At 41.7% G+C, this 16,714-nt stretch carries 18 protein-coding genes, 1 pseudogene and 1 riboswitch; of the genes and pseudogenes, 15 read left to right on the forward strand and 4 right to left on the reverse strand.

Features of this window, described 5'->3' with window-relative positions; all coding sequences use genetic code 11:
- The first annotated feature begins 5 nt into the window (after positions 1-5).
- Positions 6-521, forward strand: a complete 516-nt coding sequence (locus tag F0342_RS14810) for a GNAT family N-acetyltransferase (protein WP_149156656.1) — start codon at positions 6-8, stop codon at positions 519-521.
- Between the two features lie 164 nt (positions 522-685).
- Positions 686-2,149, forward strand: a complete 1,464-nt coding sequence (locus tag F0342_RS14815; protein ID WP_149156657.1) for a potassium/proton antiporter — start codon at positions 686-688, stop codon at positions 2,147-2,149.
- A gap of 136 nt (positions 2,150-2,285) precedes the next feature.
- On the opposite strand, the gene F0342_RS14820 is transcribed toward F0342_RS14815, so the two are convergent.
- From F0342_RS14820 to F0342_RS14830, 4 genes are all read right to left on the reverse strand, one after another.
- The gene (locus F0342_RS14820; protein ID WP_149156658.1) at positions 2,286-2,912 is read right to left on the reverse strand and encodes a YczE/YyaS/YitT family protein; all 627 of its coding nucleotides are present in this window, start codon (positions 2,910-2,912) and stop codon (positions 2,286-2,288) included.
- 212 nt (positions 2,913-3,124) lie between these two features.
- Positions 3,125-3,265 carry a hypothetical protein gene (locus tag F0342_RS24925; protein ID WP_188048563.1) on the reverse strand — a complete coding sequence of 47 codons (141 nt, stop codon included), beginning with the start codon at positions 3,263-3,265 and terminating at the stop codon, positions 3,125-3,127.
- Positions 3,266-3,333: 68 nt separating this feature from the next.
- A complete protein-coding gene (locus F0342_RS14825; RefSeq protein WP_148970075.1) occupies positions 3,334-3,471 on the reverse strand; it encodes a YuzL family protein in 138 nt (45 codons plus the stop codon).
- Between the two features lie 71 nt (positions 3,472-3,542).
- Positions 3,543-5,144 carry a bifunctional metallophosphatase/5'-nucleotidase gene (locus F0342_RS14830; protein WP_149156659.1) on the reverse strand — a complete coding sequence of 534 codons (1,602 nt, stop codon included), beginning with the start codon at positions 5,142-5,144 and terminating at the stop codon, positions 3,543-3,545.
- A 244-nt stretch (positions 5,145-5,388) separates the two neighbouring features.
- On the opposite strand from F0342_RS14830, the gene F0342_RS14835 reads away from it, so the two are divergent.
- The 13 genes and pseudogenes from F0342_RS14835 to F0342_RS14895 all read left to right on the forward strand — a co-directional run bounded on the left by F0342_RS14835 (position 5,389) and on the right by F0342_RS14895 (position 16,711).
- Positions 5,389-7,773 (forward strand): 3-hydroxyacyl-CoA dehydrogenase/enoyl-CoA hydratase family protein, encoded by a 2,385-nt coding sequence (locus F0342_RS14835; protein ID WP_149156660.1) that lies wholly within the window; start codon positions 5,389-5,391, stop codon positions 7,771-7,773.
- A gap of 37 nt (positions 7,774-7,810) precedes the next feature.
- A complete protein-coding gene (locus F0342_RS14840; protein ID WP_149156661.1) occupies positions 7,811-8,989 on the forward strand; it encodes an acetyl-CoA C-acetyltransferase in 1,179 nt (392 codons plus the stop codon).
- A gap of 69 nt (positions 8,990-9,058) precedes the next feature.
- On the forward strand, positions 9,059-10,843 hold the full coding sequence (locus F0342_RS14845; RefSeq protein WP_149156662.1) for an acyl-CoA dehydrogenase family protein: 1,785 nt from the start codon (positions 9,059-9,061) through the stop codon (positions 10,841-10,843).
- 106 nt (positions 10,844-10,949) lie between these two features.
- Positions 10,950-11,519, forward strand: a pseudogene (locus F0342_RS14850) (SDR family NAD(P)-dependent oxidoreductase); the annotation flags it as partial.
- Positions 11,520-11,551: 32 nt separating this feature from the next.
- A complete protein-coding gene (locus tag F0342_RS14855; RefSeq protein ID WP_149156664.1) occupies positions 11,552-11,854 on the forward strand; it encodes an ArsR/SmtB family transcription factor in 303 nt (100 codons plus the stop codon).
- Between the two features lie 118 nt (positions 11,855-11,972).
- Positions 11,973-12,329, forward strand: a complete 357-nt coding sequence (locus F0342_RS14860) for an arsenate reductase family protein (RefSeq protein ID WP_149156665.1) — start codon at positions 11,973-11,975, stop codon at positions 12,327-12,329.
- 128 nt (positions 12,330-12,457) lie between these two features.
- Positions 12,458-12,841: a glycine cleavage system protein GcvH gene (gcvH, locus tag F0342_RS14865; protein WP_149156666.1), complete on the forward strand. Its 384-nt coding sequence runs from the start codon at positions 12,458-12,460 to the stop codon at positions 12,839-12,841.
- A gap of 100 nt (positions 12,842-12,941) precedes the next feature.
- A complete protein-coding gene (locus tag F0342_RS14870; RefSeq protein ID WP_149156667.1) occupies positions 12,942-13,178 on the forward strand; it encodes a YusG family protein in 237 nt (78 codons plus the stop codon).
- A 181-nt stretch (positions 13,179-13,359) separates the two neighbouring features.
- A complete protein-coding gene (locus F0342_RS14875; RefSeq protein ID WP_148970066.1) occupies positions 13,360-13,719 on the forward strand; it encodes a toprim domain-containing protein in 360 nt (119 codons plus the stop codon).
- Positions 13,720-13,724: 5 nt separating this feature from the next.
- The gene (locus F0342_RS14880) at positions 13,725-14,039 is read left to right on the forward strand and encodes a thioredoxin family protein (RefSeq protein WP_149156703.1); all 315 of its coding nucleotides are present in this window, start codon (positions 13,725-13,727) and stop codon (positions 14,037-14,039) included.
- Between the two features lie 273 nt (positions 14,040-14,312).
- Positions 14,313-14,663, forward strand: a complete 351-nt coding sequence (locus tag F0342_RS14885; RefSeq protein WP_188048564.1) for an SCP2 sterol-binding domain-containing protein — start codon at positions 14,313-14,315, stop codon at positions 14,661-14,663.
- 103 nt (positions 14,664-14,766) lie between these two features.
- Positions 14,767-14,873: riboswitch (SAM riboswitch) on the forward strand.
- A 150-nt stretch (positions 14,874-15,023) separates the two neighbouring features.
- Complete coding sequence (locus tag F0342_RS14890) at positions 15,024-16,046, forward strand: methionine ABC transporter ATP-binding protein (RefSeq protein WP_149156669.1); 1,023 nt, start codon at positions 15,024-15,026, stop codon at positions 16,044-16,046.
- The gene (locus tag F0342_RS14895) at positions 16,043-16,711 is read left to right on the forward strand and encodes a methionine ABC transporter permease (RefSeq protein ID WP_149156670.1); all 669 of its coding nucleotides are present in this window, start codon (positions 16,043-16,045) and stop codon (positions 16,709-16,711) included. The genes F0342_RS14890 and F0342_RS14895 overlap by 4 nt, the downstream gene beginning before the upstream one ends.
- Positions 16,712-16,714: the final 3 nt, after the last annotated feature.

A 16,714-nucleotide genomic window follows, 5' to 3' on the forward strand; every position in this document is an offset into this window, starting at 1 on the left:
GAACAATGAAAATCGTCCCGTTTCGAGTGGAAGGAAAGTATTTCAAGAAAATGATCAAGCTTTATTGCCAACTCTTTGTGGTGGATCCTGCCGGCATGGAACAACAGTTTAAACGTCATTATACGTACCCGCGTTTTGAAGGGTATCTCGCTATTGTGGGTGATGAAGTTGCAGGATACGTATATGGATATTCCTCTGAAAAAGGGCAATATTACCACGAACTCTTGTCCCGTCATTTACACCGGAATCGTGAGTGGATGGAGAATTGCATGGAGCTGGTCGAACTTGGTGTTCATCCCGAGTACAGAGGAAAAGGTATTGCTAAACGACTGATGGGAATATTATTGCAGAATAGAAGAGAGGAAAGAGCACTTCTTACGACCCGCAAGGATAATCAATCAGCCATTGACTTTTATCATTCTCAAGACTGGAAAACCCTTCGTGATGGATTCTTTCCAAATGTCCCACATGAATATATCATCATGGGTAAAACTTTAAGCAGAAAAGACAGGAGTCGTTGATTTCCACTCAACTTCTGAACAGTTATGAAGGAAATGGAGTTCATCCCGCTTATATTTTCAGAATTTAGATAAGTATGGTTACGGGCAAGGCTTTTTTATTGTTACGTTATTCACAATATTATATAATAAAAGAGAATAATCTTCATGAAATAAGAGGCGATAAAATGGAAATTACCATTGATAACTTGACTTTACTGCTTGGCCTCTTGCTTTTAGTCGGTGTTGTAACCGCTAAGTTCTCCACTCGATTAGGCGTTCCCTCCCTTATTTTATTTATCATCGTAGGTATGGTACTAAATACATATTTCTTCTTCGATAATGCTCCAATGACACAATTCATCGGAACACTTGCTTTAATCATCATCCTGTTTGAAGGTGGACTTCAGACGAAATGGAGCAATGTGAAAAGTGTCTATAAACCTTCATTATCACTGGCAACCATTGGAGTCATTGTGACTACAATTTCGATTGGGGTGGCAGCAAAATTCATCCTCGATGTAAGCTGGCTGGAAGGGATGTTATTCGGGGCAATCGTTGGTTCAACGGACGCTGCAGCGGTTTTCTCCGTTTTAGGGAACAAAAACATCAAACCGAAAATCTCTTCTACACTGGAAGCAGAATCAGGCAGTAATGACCCGATGGCAATCTTTTTGACGGTAGCTTTTTTGCAATTGATCCAATTTCCCGGATTAAATCCTGCTACCTTGATTTTAAGCTTTTTTTGGCAAATGGGTATGGGGCTGGTACTTGGACTGGCGCTGGGATGGGCATCTGTATGGATCATCAATCGGATTAATCTTGATTCCTCCGGTCTGTATCCGGTTCTGTCCATTTCACTGGCTATCTTCACATACGCATTTACGAGCATACTTGAAGCGAGCGGACTATTAGCTGTCTATATCATGGCCATCGTAGTCGGAAATCAGGAATTGACCTACCGACATTCGATTGTCCGCTTTAATGAAGGATTTGCCTGGATGATGCAAATCGTCATGTTTATCCTGCTGGGTTTATTGGTTTTCCCTCAGCATTTGCCAAGCATTGCGTGGCAAGGAATTGTCCTCTCGATTCTATTGATTGTAGTAGCGAGACCACTGGGAGTGTATTTAAGCCTTGCCCTGGCAAAGAGCTTCTCGGTAAAAGAAAAATTCTTCATTTCATGGGCAGGTTTGAAAGGTGCGGTACCAATCGTATTGGCAACGTATCCAATGGTGGCCAATATTGAAAACAATGAAGTCATCTTCAACGTTGTGTTTTTCGTTGTTCTTCTATCCGCTCTGATCCAAGGAACGACCATTTCACCTTTAGCCAACTACCTTAAGCTTGCCGGAGAGGAAAGGCCTCCTATCTCTCACAGCATAGAACTCGTTTCAATCGGAAAGACAAACAATGAAATGCTTGAAATTCTCATTAACGACGATGCCTATATTACAAACAGGGCGATTAAGGATATCAATCTCCCTGAGAAAACCTTGATTTCAGCTGTTATCCGAAACAATGAACTTATCACTCCAATGGGAGACACCGTTATCAAAGCAAACGATACACTTTATGTGCTTGCAAATAAGAGTCAGAGAAAGCGTATCAATGAGCTTTTGAATTCTAAAGGGGGATTAAGTTCCACATAGACAGAACTATTACCTGTTCTCTCTTCAGATGCGGAGCCGACACGAGCCCACTCATCCAAGATGATTAACAACCTTTCAATAAGTCACTAAATAAAAAACGCAATCTTCCACTTGGAAGATTGCGTTTTGTTATTGATTAGTCAGCAGAAACGGCTGCTTTCCCCATTGATTTTCTCTCAAAGAGCTGTTCGAAAATCGGGAAGCTATATTGAACCACGAATCCTAATAGGAGCGTAACAATGATTGTGCCGATTCCAATATCACCCTTAAACAGGAATGCCAGTGACAGAGCAAATCCTTCACTAATGATACGTGAATTACGAAGATTTAATCCGAAACGCGTATGGATTGCCACCATAAGTGTATCCATAGGGCTTGCCGGAAATTTAGCCTGTAAGTAAATCGCAATCCCAAGCCCCATTGTCAAAATTCCCGAAGCAAGGGCGAACAGCTGATTCATCAGCATCTCAGGCGCATAGTTATTAAAGACCACCAGTAACCAAAAATCAATCAAAAGGCCAATCACAAGAATGGATCCCGCTGCCAATACATCAGGCTTCTTTTTCATAATAAGAGCATTTAGTCCGATCAATACGATCCCATTTATGAAAACAGCGGTTCCAACCGTAATCCCAAACATATTCGATTCCCCAACGGCCAGTGCATCCCAGGCAGAGGCACCCAAACCAGATTTAATAATCAAGGCAACCCCCATAGTCAAAATAAAAAGTCCAATCGTAAAAAACATAAGTCTGCGCGTCATTAAATAGTCTCCTTCTCTGTAAACGTTCTCATTACTGTACATTAAAAAACAGACGAGCTACTTTAAGTGGTGCTGATAAAGTAGGAGGTCTGACAACTTGAAAATTTATATTCTTAGTTTACTGTAAAAGTGGGGACAAGGCAAAGTTAATTTTTGTATGGGAGGAGAAAAAGTTTGGGGAGTGTTATTGGGGGGGTGGTGTGTGTGGTTAGCTAAATTTGTCGAACGGTCGATATATTGAAAAAACGGTCGATAAATCCGGATAACGGTTGATAAATCGAAATAATGGTCGATAAATCCAAACAACGTTCGATAAATTTCCGCAAGTCCTTTAAATCTCCTTTTAACGTCAATTACACACCACCATTCCACGCAAAAAAAGCACCCGATCAACAAAATCAGGTGCTTTCTTCCTAACTTGCTATGGTTGTTTCTTAAATTGATTGTTTTGACTGTTTCTTTTCCCGCCGCCGGCCATCTCAACGGTAGGACCTGCGTCACCCTTCACGCTTGCTGCACTCACTCCAGCCTTTGAAGGGTTTTTCTTATGCTTAGCCATGTCGAACACCTCCATTACTAAGATTCCCTTATCCATATAGAATTATGAGTGAGAAAGAAGAGGGACGGACCTCAAAATGAGGTCCGTCCCTCTCCATCGACTACGACTTTCCAATTGTGGTTACAGGCAGCTTTTATGGTTTGATGATTAAGGAAGTAATCAGCAATCAACTCGGTCATGTCGATTTGTATTTCTTTAATGATCTTCTTGTTTTTGAACATGTTGTATTCTCCGCCGCCTCCTGCACGATAATTGTTCATGACGACTTGGAATTTCTGATCTTCTGCTAAGGGTTCCCCATTGCAGAAGAGGGAGGTAACTCGTTCTCCTATTGGATGGCTGATATTCAACACGTAGTCAATTCCTTCCCACATATCATAATTATAATGCTGAGGTTTAGGGGTGGAGAAATCCGGGTTCACACAAAGCGACCCTGCTTGGTTTACAGCAAAATAAGATGCCGAACGCTCAAGGGCAAGACGTATGTCCCTACCTGTCAGCTCAAGAACGGTTAAGGTATTGGGATAGATGTAGTTAGACACGATGTCCCTCAATGTGACAATATTAGGTAGTCCTTGTTGGGATTCACTAAATAGTGCAGTTGCTGAAATGGAAACGTCCGCTGCCTCCATTTGGACGCGCTGGATGAACTCAATGAATGGATGTTCCTTAATACGAGCCTCGAATGTATCTTCTATTTGCATATTTCCTTCGATTTTACCAATGGGCTGGTCCAGCCAGGATTGTGTTTTGCTTTCAATGTCACCGGCAATGGAAAGGACCTTTATATCGGCCTCAATGCCATCCATTGAAATGACCTGAGGCTCTTTGTTTATAATAGTCCATCCTTGCTTATTACGTTTTAACGCAATCGTTACTTTTCCGATGCTCTCACCATGCATTCCCGGCTGAACGATTGAAACACCATTGATGGTGCCGGCAAGTTTTCTGTGTTGATGACCAGTCAGCAGCACATCGATTCCTTTTACTTCCTGACAAATTTTGTAGCCCTGGTTTTCACCAGTTTGTCGTTCAGTTGGTGAACCGGTTTGAATTTCCTTTTCAAAACCCCCATGATACGAAACAATCATCACATCAGGTTTTTCTACTGTGTGGATGTAGGAAACCCAATTCCGGGTTGAGGTAAAGGCATCTTCAAATGACACATCGACAATGTGAGAGGGATTTTCCCAATGTGGAATATAATGTGTCGTTACACCAAGTACAGCTGCTTTCACCCCATTTGGGAACACTTTGATAAAGTAAGGGAGTCCGAACAATGGCTTCATGGTCCCCTTATGGAGGATGTTAGCGGTTAAAAAAGGATATTCTGCTTCTTGATGAGCTTTATGTAAGGGTCCCACCCCATAATTGAATTCATGATTACCGATCACGGCTGCATCATAATTTATTTCATGTAAAATTGAAACAAAAGGGTTTGGCAAATGACGAGCTTGTTTCATATAGTAATGAGTAAGGGGGGTGCCTTGATAGAGATCCCCGTTATCAATGATCAATACATTGCAGGTTTGGTCTTGTATTTCTCTTATATAGGTAGCGATTTTACCTAATCCAACCGTTGCTTTTTTCTTAGTTCCATATAAGTAAGGGAATATATGACCATGAATATCACTAGTTTCAAGTATCGTGATAGATGTCGTCTGCTTTTTCATTCGATCCTCCATATCCATGAACTTTTCAGTACTTATTGTGTTATCAAGTTTACATTATACGGAAAGAACATGACACAGTAAAAACATCAAAGTTTTTGTAAAATTTATCATTTTTAGTCTTTTAAATATTGCGATATTTTAGAAAATCATATATATTAGATGTAACAGGAACTCATTCGAGTCTTTTTTTTGAGTAAAAAATGAATGAGTATTCATTCAAAGTGTGTAAAAGGGGGAAATACCATTGGTTCGTAGAATTCAGAAAGCCGCAGTGTTAGGATCAGGAGTCATGGGTTCAGGAATTGCCGCTCATCTTGCAAATATCGGCATCCCGACAATGTTATTAGATATCGTACCAAGAGAATTAACCGACGAACATAAAGCAAAGGGACTGACAGAAGAGAGCAAGGCGTTTCGTAATCAATTTAGTGAAAACGCTTTAAAAAAGCTCTTTAAACAAAAACCGGCTCCATTGACATCAAAGCAAAATGCTTCACTCATAACAGCAGGCAATTTCGAGGATGATCTTCAGAATATCGGGGATTGTGACTGGGTGATTGAGGTAGTCGTTGAGAATTTAGATATCAAGAAGAAAGTGTTTGAACAAGTGGAACGCTACCGTAAACCGGGTAGCATCATCAGTTCAAATACATCCGGGATTTCAATCGAGGCTATGTCAGAAGGGCGAAGCGATGATTTCCAAAAGAATTTCTTAGGCACGCATTTCTTCAATCCGCCTCGTTACTTAAAGCTTCTTGAAGTGATCCCAACGAAGAAAACGGATCCGGAAGTAGTCAGTTTCATGAAGACATTTGGTGAAGACATTCTTGGTAAGGGTGTCGTGATGGCAAAAGATACACCAAACTTCATTGCAAATCGCATCGGAACGTATGGATTGCTCATCACTGTTCAAGAAATGCTGAAAGGCGGTTATTCTGTAGGGGAAGTTGATTCCATCACGGGACCAACGATCGGAAGACCGAAAAGTGCCACTTTCCGTACACTTGATGTGGTCGGACTTGATACATTCGCACATGTAGCGAAGAATGTATACGACCAAGTGGAAGGTGAAGAACAGAAGGTGTTTGAAGTACCAGCCTTCATGCAAAAGATGCTTGAAAATGGCTGGCTCGGAAGCAAGAGCGGACAGGGCTTCTTCCTGAAACAAGGAAAAGAGATCCTGGAGCTTAATCCTGAAACGATGGATTATCAGCCACGTCAAAAGCTGAAAACCGCTTCACTTGAAATGGCGAAAAATGAAAAAGGATTAAAGAATAAAATAAAATCACTAGTGTATGCGAAAGATCAAGCAGGCACGCTCCTATGGAATATCGTGTCCCCGGTGTTAAACTATTCAGCCCAGCTGCATGGTGAAATCGCCGATGATATCGTAGGCATAGACCAGGCCATGAAATGGGGCTTTGGATGGGAAATGGGACCATTTGAAACATGGGATGCAATCGGTGTTGAAAAATCTGTTACTCGCATGAAAGAAGAAGGCCTCATTGTACCTGAGTGGGTAGAAACGATGCTTGCTGAAGGTCACTCCTCTTTCTATAAAGAAAAAAATGGTGAGCGTTACTTCTATCACAATGGAGACTACCAACTTGTAGAGCGAAACCCGAAGGCAATCGACTTAAAGGCGCTTAAGAAGCAAGGGAATCTGATCAAAAAGAATTCCGGAGCAAGCTTAATTGATATCGGTGATGGAATCGCTCTTCTTGAATTCCATTCTCCAAATAACGCCATTGGATTAGATATTACGCAAATGATTAATTTTGCAGTTGATGAAGTAGAGAAGAATTATAAAGGACTTGTCATCGGAAACCAGGGCAAGAACTTCTGTGTAGGAGCAAATCTTGCCATGATTCTTATGGAAGCACAGGATGACAACGTATTTGAAATCGATATGGTCGTCAGGCACTTCCAGCAGGCGATGATGAAGATCAAATATTCAACGAAACCAGTAGTAGCAGCGCCATTCGGTATGACATTAGGCGGAGGGAGCGAAGTCTGCTTACCGGCTGCCCACATACAGGCTTCGATGGAAACCTACATGGGCTTAGTGGAAGTCGGAGTTGGATTGATCCCTGGTGGCGGCGGAAACAAAGAGCTTTATATGAAGCACTTAGCCAATCTTCCAAATGGAGTGGAATTCGATCTTCAAAAAGTAGCCAATAAAGTATTCGAATCGATTGCTATGGCGAAGGTTTCCACATCTGGTGATGAAGCAAGGGACAACAACTTCTTAAATAAAGCAGATGGAGTAAGTGTAAACAATGATCATCTGTTATACGATGCAAAACAGGCTGCACTAAGCCTATACGAAGGTGGATATTCAGCACCGATCCGTAAGAAAGTACCCGTTGTGGGTGAAACAGGATATGCAACCCTTCTTCTTGGAGCTCAATCCATGCTTCAATCAGGATTTATTTCAGAACACGATCTGATGATCGCGAAAAAGCTTGCCTACGTAATTGCTGGCGGGAAGGTTCCATACGGCACAGAAGTAGACGAACAATACTTGTTGGATCTTGAAAGAGAAGCATTCCTGAGTCTTGTTGCTCAGCCGAAATCACAGCAAAGAATGCAGCACATGCTTGTAAAAGGAAAACCATTACGCAATTAATCAGCGTTTATACCATATTAGAAAGCGGGGAAATTTCATGCGCGAAGCAGTCATTGTTGCTGGTGCAAGAACACCAGTCGGAAAATCAAGAAAAGGATCATTGGCACAGGTGCGACCAGATGATCTTGGGGCACTTGTAGTTAAAGAAACCCTCAAACGTGCAGGAAACTATGAAGGCAATATCGATGATCTGATCATCGGATGCGCGATGCCTGAAGCAGAACAGGGGTTGAACATGGCAAGAAATATCGGTGGTCTTGCGGGCCTGCCTGATTCAGTACCGGCAATCACGATTAACCGTTATTGTTCATCCGGATTGCAATCCATTGCTTATGCTGCAGAGAAAATCATGCTTGGGCACTCTGATACAGCGATTGCAGGTGGAGCTGAATCCATGAGTCTTGTTCCCATGATGGGGCACGTAGTCCGTCCAAATGCCAAGCTCGCAGAAAATGCGCCTCAATACTATATGAGTATGGGACATACGGCTGAGCAGGTGGCAAGAAAGTTCGGTGTATCCCGTGAAGATCAGGATGCATTTGCGGTAAGAAGTCACCAAAAAGCGGCAAAAGCGATCGTTGAAGGAAAATTCGAAGATGAAATCGTACCGGTTGATGTGCTTCATCGTTCAGTAAGCAATGAAAACAAACTGGTCGAGAAATCATTCCAATTTTCAAAAGACGAAGGTGTACGTGCTGAAACAAGCTCTGAAGTTCTGGCTAAGTTACGCCCGGCCTTCAATGTGAAAGGGTCTGTAACAGCAGGGAATTCTTCACAGACAAGTGACGGAGCGGCAGCGGTCATGGTGATGGATCGTGATAAAGCCGGATCCCTTGGTCTTCAGCCTATGGCGAAATTCAGAAGCTTCGCCGTAGCGGGAGTGCCACCGGAAATCATGGGAATCGGTCCAGTCGAAGCGATTCCACGGGCATTGAAAATGGCAGGGTTGGAGCTTTCGGATATCGGACTTTTTGAGCTGAACGAAGCATTCGCTTCTCAATCCATCCAAGTCATTCGTCAGCTGGGACTAGATGAAGTAAAAGTGAACGTAAACGGTGGAGCCATCGCTCTTGGTCATCCACTGGGCTGTACAGGTGCGAAGCTGACCCTTTCCCTCGTACACGAAATGAAACGCAGAAACCAGCAATTCGGAATCGTCACCATGTGTATCGGGGGCGGAATGGGCGCAGCCGGCGTCTTTGAATTAATAGGTTAATGGGAGGGACGGACCTCGAATACCGAGGCCTCCTACTCCTTCAAAATAATAATTTTAGGGGGATTCGAAATGGCGAATCAAACAGAAAAGCTGATCAAGGGTGGAAGTTTTTTAATTGAAGATGTAAGCTGTGAGCAAGTCTTCACACCGGAGGAATACTCTGATGAACAAAAAATGATTGCCAAAACAACCGAGGATTATGTGTTAAATGAAGTGGTACCTGTCATCGATAATCTTGAAAATCATGAATTTGACCACTCCGTTCGCCTGTTAAAAGAAGCAGGGGATCTTGGACTTCTGGGTGCAGATGTTCCTGAAGAGTACGGCGGATTGGGATTGGATAAAGTAAGCTCGGCACTGATTGCTGAAAAAATGTCCCGTGCAGGCGGATTCTCCATCTCTCATGGTGCACACGTTGGAATCGGGTCACTGCCAATCGTTCTTTTCGGAAACGAAGAGCAAAAGCAAAAATACCTTCCTCCACTAGCTACTGGTGAAAAACTGGCAGCATACGCATTAACGGAGCCCGGTTCAGGTTCAGATGCGCTGGGTGCTAAAACGACAGCAAAATTGAATGCAGAAGGTACTCATTACATTTTAAATGGTGAGAAGCAGTGGATCACAAACTCTGCATTCGCTGATGTATTCGTTGTGTATGCAAAAATCGATGGGGAGCATTTCTCGGCGTTCATCGTAGAAAAAGAGTTCCCTGGCGTTTCAACTGGCCCGGAAGAGAAGAAAATGGGTATCAAAAGCTCATCTACACGAACATTAATTCTGGAAGATGCTGAAATTCCAGTGGAAAACCTTCTTGGGGATAGCGGGAAAGGTCATATCATTGCTTTCAACATTTTAAACATCGGCCGTTACAAATTAGGGGTAGGTGCTGTCGGAGCGAGTAAACGTGCATTAGAGGTAACGGTACAATACACGAATCAACGTCAGCAATTCAAAACACCAATTTCTGCTTTCAACCTGACAAAAGAAAAACTGGCAACAATGGCTTCTAAATTATACGCAGCAGAAAGCTCAGTTTACCGTACAGTAGGATTGTTCGAGGATCGTATGAGCAAGCTTACGGATGAGGAAGTGAAGAACGGAACTGAAGTGGCAAAATCGATTGCAGAATACGCGATTGAGTGTTCGTTGAATAAATTCTTCGCAACAGAAGTACTGGATTATGTAGTCGATGAAGGTGTTCAACTTCACGGAGGATACGGATTCATGCAGGAATACGAGATTGAAAGAATGTACCGTGACTCCCGTATCAACCGTATTTTTGAAGGAACGAATGAAATCAACCGCCTTCTGGTTCCTGGCACTTACCTGCGTAAAGCAATGAAAGGTGAACTTCCATTACTTCAAAAAGCACAGGCCCTTCAAGAGGAATTAATGATGCTTATGCCTGAAGAAGTAGGAGATGAGCCGCTTGCTCAGGAAAAATACCTTGTGAAAAATGCGAAGAAAATCGGCTTGATGCTATCTGGCTTAGCGGCTCAAAAATTCGGTAAAGCTCTTGAAAAAGAGCAGGAAATCCTTGTGAACATTGCCGATATCGTTTCAAACGCGTACGCGATGGAGTCCGTTGTTCTTAGAACAGAAAAAGCGATTCAAAAAGGTGGAGTAGAGAAAGCTCAGCAAAAACTTCTTTACACACAAATCTTCTGTCAAGAAGCATTCAACGATATCGAACAGCATGCAAAAGAAACGCTGGTAGCGACTGAAACGGGTGACACCCTGCGCATGATGCTGTCAGCACTACGTAAATTTACCCGCCATACGCCAATCAACGTGATTGCAGTCAAACGTACTGCATCAGAAAAGCTGATCGACGCAGAAAAATATACAGTTTAATTGAGTAGCTTAAGGGACGGACCTCTGAATGGAGGTCCGTCCCTTTGTGTTTGAAGTAAACCTCCCAACTTGACATCTCCAACCCAATGGAGCATCTGAAAAGTTATATGAGAAAGTGATAGCACAAGGGACCCAGGTAGATATCCTTATCAATAATGCAGGTTTCGGGTTGTTTGGTGAATTCGAACAAACAAAGCTCTCAAAAGAGCTGGACATGATTCAAGTGAATATCACAGTACTTACAGAGTTAAGTAAGTATTTTGGAAAAGAAATGGTGAACCGCAAACGTGGACAAATCCTTAATGTAGCATCAACAGCCGCATTCCAGCCGGGTCCATTGATGGCCGTTTACTATGCAACGAAAGCGTATGTCCATTCCTTCTCAGAAGCACTGGCAAATGAATGGGCATCACACGGAGTGAAAGTGACCGCATTATGCCCGGGAGCTACCCAAACGGGATTCAGCGATGCAGCTGACCTGCAGTCTTCAAAACTATTTCAGTCTGGTGTGATGAGTGTGGAAGAAGTGGTAGAAGAGGGGTATAACCATATGATGACGAAGAATAAAACCGTTATCTTCCCAGGTTTTAAATACAGATTGCTGACTCAATCCGTTCGTTTTATGCCGAGGAAAATGGTCACAAATATTGTTCGTAAAGTACAAGAACGGGTATAATGGAATGTGAATGAGTTTGAAGGGAGAAGACTATGGGTCAAAAAGCAATCGATACATTTCGTGCTTGTATTCCATTATTTCAAGCGCTGAGTGATCCTTATCGTCAGGACATAATTTTACTTCTTGCAGAACAAGAACCACTTACGGTCAATCAAATAACTGAAAATTTAACGTTATCCCGCCCTGCTGTTTCTCATCACTTAAAGATACTGAGAGATCAGCAATTAGTCTCTATGGAGCAAAAAGGGACCCAGCGCTTCTATTCTCTTAAATTGGATAATGCAACCGTCCTTTTGAAGGAACTGGTTGAAACGGTAGAAAAACAATGTGAGTAATGTTTCATAAAAGAAGGATAATAATGAATATTGTCGAATGTATGAGGTAGATTCGTGAAATACAGAATGCTGGATGGAGTCTTGCTTCATCCAGATCATAATGAAAGGTGGTGGAATGATGTCGTTGACTTTTTATTCTTATCCAAAGTGTGGTACATGCCGCAAAGCAAAGAAGTGGCTGGAAGATCAAGATATAGCCATGAATGAAATACATATTGTGGAAAATCCTCCGTCGAAAGACGTGCTTAAAAGCCTATATGAGAAGAGTGGATTACCTCTTAAGAAATTCTTTAATACAAGTGGGAAAAAGTATCGGGAATTGGACTTGAAAGATAAAGTAAACTCAGCTTCTGATGAGGAATTATTAGAAATCCTTTCCACGGACGGGATGCTGATCAAGCGTCCGATTACGACGGATGGAAACAAGGTGACAGTAGGTTTCAAGGAAGAAACCTTTGAAGAAACCTGGAAGTAAAAAGAGGACTATGATTACCAAATCATGGACAATGAAAAAGTTTCATTATTCACGCTTAGTTTTCTTGCTTTTTCAATGAAAAGTGTGTCAATATTAGGTTGTATAACTAGCATTTGGAGGGATAGAGAATGAGTACACCGAAAGAACTTCGTTATTCAGAAGAACATGAGTGGGTCAAGGTTGAAGGGGAAAATCTACGCGTAGGAATCACATCATTTGCACAATCTGAACTGGGCGATATCGTATTCGTTGAGTTACCAGAGGTTGGAGATGAGATCAAAGCGGACGAGCCATTCGGTAGTGTTGAATCGGTTAAAACCGTTTCCGAGCTATATGCACCTGTATCGGGTAAGGTGGTAGAAGTGAATGAAGAGCTATCTGATAGCCCTGAATTTGTGAACGAATCACCTTATGAAAAAGCATGGATGATCGTTGTTGAACCAACAGAAGCTGGAGAAGTAGACAAGCTTATGACAGCTGAACAGTATGACGAAATGATTAATGAAGGATAATTTCTTCAGAAACACCTTGAGAACTTCTCAAGGTGTTTTGTTTTTTATTTTGGGTACCATATGAGTAGACGTTCTTTCACAGAGAAAGGATGATCAACAAATGGTACTAGAGCCTAAGAAATTAGATGTAACCAATAGAGTAACAGGAAAACTTAAAGATGGTGAAGTAGAACTATATTTAGATAATCAGCCGATCGGCAGAATGGCTTTGCCTCTGGACAAAATAACGATGGAGCCGCACTTTGAAGCAAAAGAAAATAAAATTTATCAAAGCTACACATCCACAGAGGGCGATCAAGCAAGATACACCGATTGTGATGAGGGTGGCTGGTGTTAGAGAGGCTCGTTGTGCCAGATTCATTTACGAATCTGGCACCATTTGTATAAATAGTTCGTTTAGGCAAACCACTTGCGCTTTTTTTTAGAAACATGAGAAAATATAAGTAGAAAGTGGACATCATCTCTTGTTATTTGAATATACTATCGTAATCTTATTTATGAAAGATAAGGTGATGATCATGATGGAACTTGACGAAAAAGTAATCATTGTCGAAGGAACAACTGACAAACGTAAAGTAAGAGATATCATTAAAGAACCGATTGAAATTATTTGCACAAACGGGACCATTAGCATTACGAAAATGGACGAACTCATTGATGCTTTATTGGAAAGGGATGTCTATATATTAGTAGATGCTGATGATGCAGGTGAAAAACTACGCAAGCAATTTAAACGTGAGTTTCCGGAAGCTGAACATTTGTATATTGATCGCATGTACAAGGAAGTGGCCGCAGCCCCGGAATATCACCTCGCGTCAGTGCTTATTGGAGCCAATATAGACGTTCATAAAGAATTTCTAGGAAAAAGGATGATCTAGTTTTGATTGAGGTAAGTAGTACCGAAACTTTAAAACAAACGATTGAAGACCATGCGTTCAACGCTGTTTATCTTTATACACCTATGTGTGGTACCTGTCAGGTTGCAAGCAAGATGATTGACGTAGTGGAGAAGCTTCAACAATCCTTTCATTTTTCAAAGGCCAACTTGAATTACTTGCCCCAATTTGCAGAAGAGCAATCCATCGAAAGTGTACCCTGCTTGCTTATATTTAAAGGTGGCGTCGAACAGGAAAGGATTTATGCCTTTCAATCCGTGCCATTTTTATATGAAACGCTAAACAAGACTGCGGATAGTTAGAGGGATAAGAGACCTTTTTGGATAAGGTCTTTTTTATTTGTCTGATATTACATCTCTTGAACCCCCATTATTGAACGATTTTCTTTCTACATACGAAGACATATTTCTCGGGAAATGTTGCGAATGCCATCACTTTTTGACTAGACATCATCCAAATTCTAACTGTTCGACAAAATAGATGGATCCCTTCAAAACATGTCGAGAAAGAATAAGAGGGAAAAATTCCTAAAAGTGGAATTGTTATTATATCGAAGTTTCACTGGGAGGGTATTCATGCGAATATATTTAGAGGAATTAGTAGATCGATGTCATTCAAGGTATCACTTACGACTCTTATTTCCAGATATCCCGTTTATTCTTCAGTTTGATTGTGGAAAAGAATTGTGCGGTATTTCGATTTCGAGCAAGGGGTGCACAGTGTTGGATGATTTGAATAGGGATGCGCATTTCGTCATTGAAGGAATGGATGAAAGTGTTGTTTCATTACTAACTGGGGAAGAACGGTTGTCTCAACTGATTGAGGACGGATCCCTGAAAGTAAGGGGAGGGTATCGTCCACTATTATTTGTGGAGTCGGTTCTTTGGCTAACGAGATCCAGAGAAAAAGAGCCGGTTGAAGTTTAAACAGAAAAAATAATTGACACACTCTATTTCCGGTGATAAAATCTCTCTTGTAGCAAATTTTCAGAGTCTTTAACTATTCCAAATAATTTAATAATATACTTTACTCTTATTAAGAGAGGTGGAGGGACGTGCCCTATGAAGCCCGGCAACCGTCAATGAAAATTGAAATGGTGCCAATTCACTCAAAGCATTTGCTTTGAAAGATGAGAGAAAGGATAGTCCTATATGATTATGCCTTTCTGCTTATCGCAGGAAGGCATTTTTTATTGCTTAAGAAAAAGAATTTGGAAACATCAGGTAATTAAAACGATAAATCTGATTAAACAGGTCGTTTTACTCCGAAAGAAGGTGGAATACAACATGATTACCATTTCAGATGTGAAGAAAATATATCAATCCAAATCGGGTCCGATTTCAGCCGTTGATGGGGTCAGTATTGATATTGCCCAAGGAGAAATTTTTGGAGTGATTGGCTATAGTGGGGCAGGTAAGAGTACGCTGATCCGGATGCTTAATGGTCTTGAAGTTCCTACAGATGGAATAGTGGACGTGAATGGTCAAATCGTTTCCCAAGTAAAGGGGAAAAAGCTGAGGGAAGCAAGACATTCAATAGGCATGATTTTTCAACACTTTAATCTCCTCTGGTCCCGTACTGTATTAGAAAATATCCAGTTCCCATTAGAAATTGCTGGAGTATCAAAGAAAGAGAGAGTCCAAAGAGCTAATGAATTATTAAAACTTGTAGGCTTGGAAGGCAGAGGAGATGCCTATCCGTCTCAACTGAGCGGCGGACAGAAACAACGAGTGGGGATTGCAAGATCCCTTGCAAACAATCCCGATGTCCTTCTATGTGATGAAGCTACTTCCGCTTTAGATCCACAAACAACCGATTCCATCCTTGATTTATTGGTGGATATTAATAAACGCTTAGGGCTGACGATTGTCCTGATCACTCATGAAATGCACGTGATCCAGAAGATCTGTCACCGTGTTGCAGTCATGGAACAGGGAAAAGTCGTGGAACTAGGGGATGTATTAGAAGTGTTCCGAAATCCACAAGAGCAAGTGACAAAGCGTTTCGTAAGAGAAGTCTCGGAAGTAAAGGAAACGGGTGAAACCATTGATCACCTATTGGCGCAATATCCTAATGGAAAAGTGTTGAAATTTACTTTTGTAGGTGAATCAACTGAGCAGCCGCTCATCACCGCGCTGATAAGAAAGTTTGACTTAGACGTAAACATCCTGCAAGGACAAATCTCCCAAACTCAAAAAGGTGCCTATGGAACGTTATTTGTTCACCTTGATGGGGATGAACAAACCATCAAAGATGCATTAGTGTTTGCTCAAACACAACTGGTTCAAGTGGAGGTGTTGAGAGGATGATTGAAAATTTATTTCCAAATGTAGATTGGGAGAAGATGTGGGAAGCAACCCTCGAAACCCTGTATATGACCGGTATGTCTGTATTGATTACCTTTGTACTTGGAATGATCCTTGGGATATTGCTCTTCCTTACTTCTAAGGAAAATCTATGGGATAACAAACTGACATATACGATTACAAGTGCAGTCGTAAATGTGTTCAGATCGATTCCATTCATTATATTGATTGTATTGTTAATTCCGTTCACCAAGTTTTTATTAGACACGATCCGTGGGGCGAATGCAGCTCTGCCCGCACTAATTATCGGAGCCGCTCCGTTTTACGCCCGCATGGTAGAGATAGCTTTAAGAGAAGTAAACAAAGGCGTCATCGAAGCCGCGAAAGCGATGGGGGCGAAGACAAGCACAATTATATGGAAAGTACTGATACCAGAATCTATGCCGGCTTTGATTTCAGGGATTACGGTGACAGCCATCGCCCTTGTTGGGTACACAGCAATGGCCGGGGTCATCGGGGCAGGCGGACTTGGTAATTTAGCTTATTTGGACGGCTTTCAACGAAGCAGGGAAGACGTGACGATGGCCGCAACCATTATGATTTTACTCATTGTGTTTGCGATTCAGATACTGGGTGATTTCTTTACAAATAAATTAGATAAACGATAAAAG

Source organism: Bacillus sp. CH30_1T (assembly GCF_008364765.1).
In the GTDB taxonomy this organism is placed as follows: Bacteria; Bacillota; Bacilli; order Bacillales; family Bacillaceae_B; genus Rossellomorea.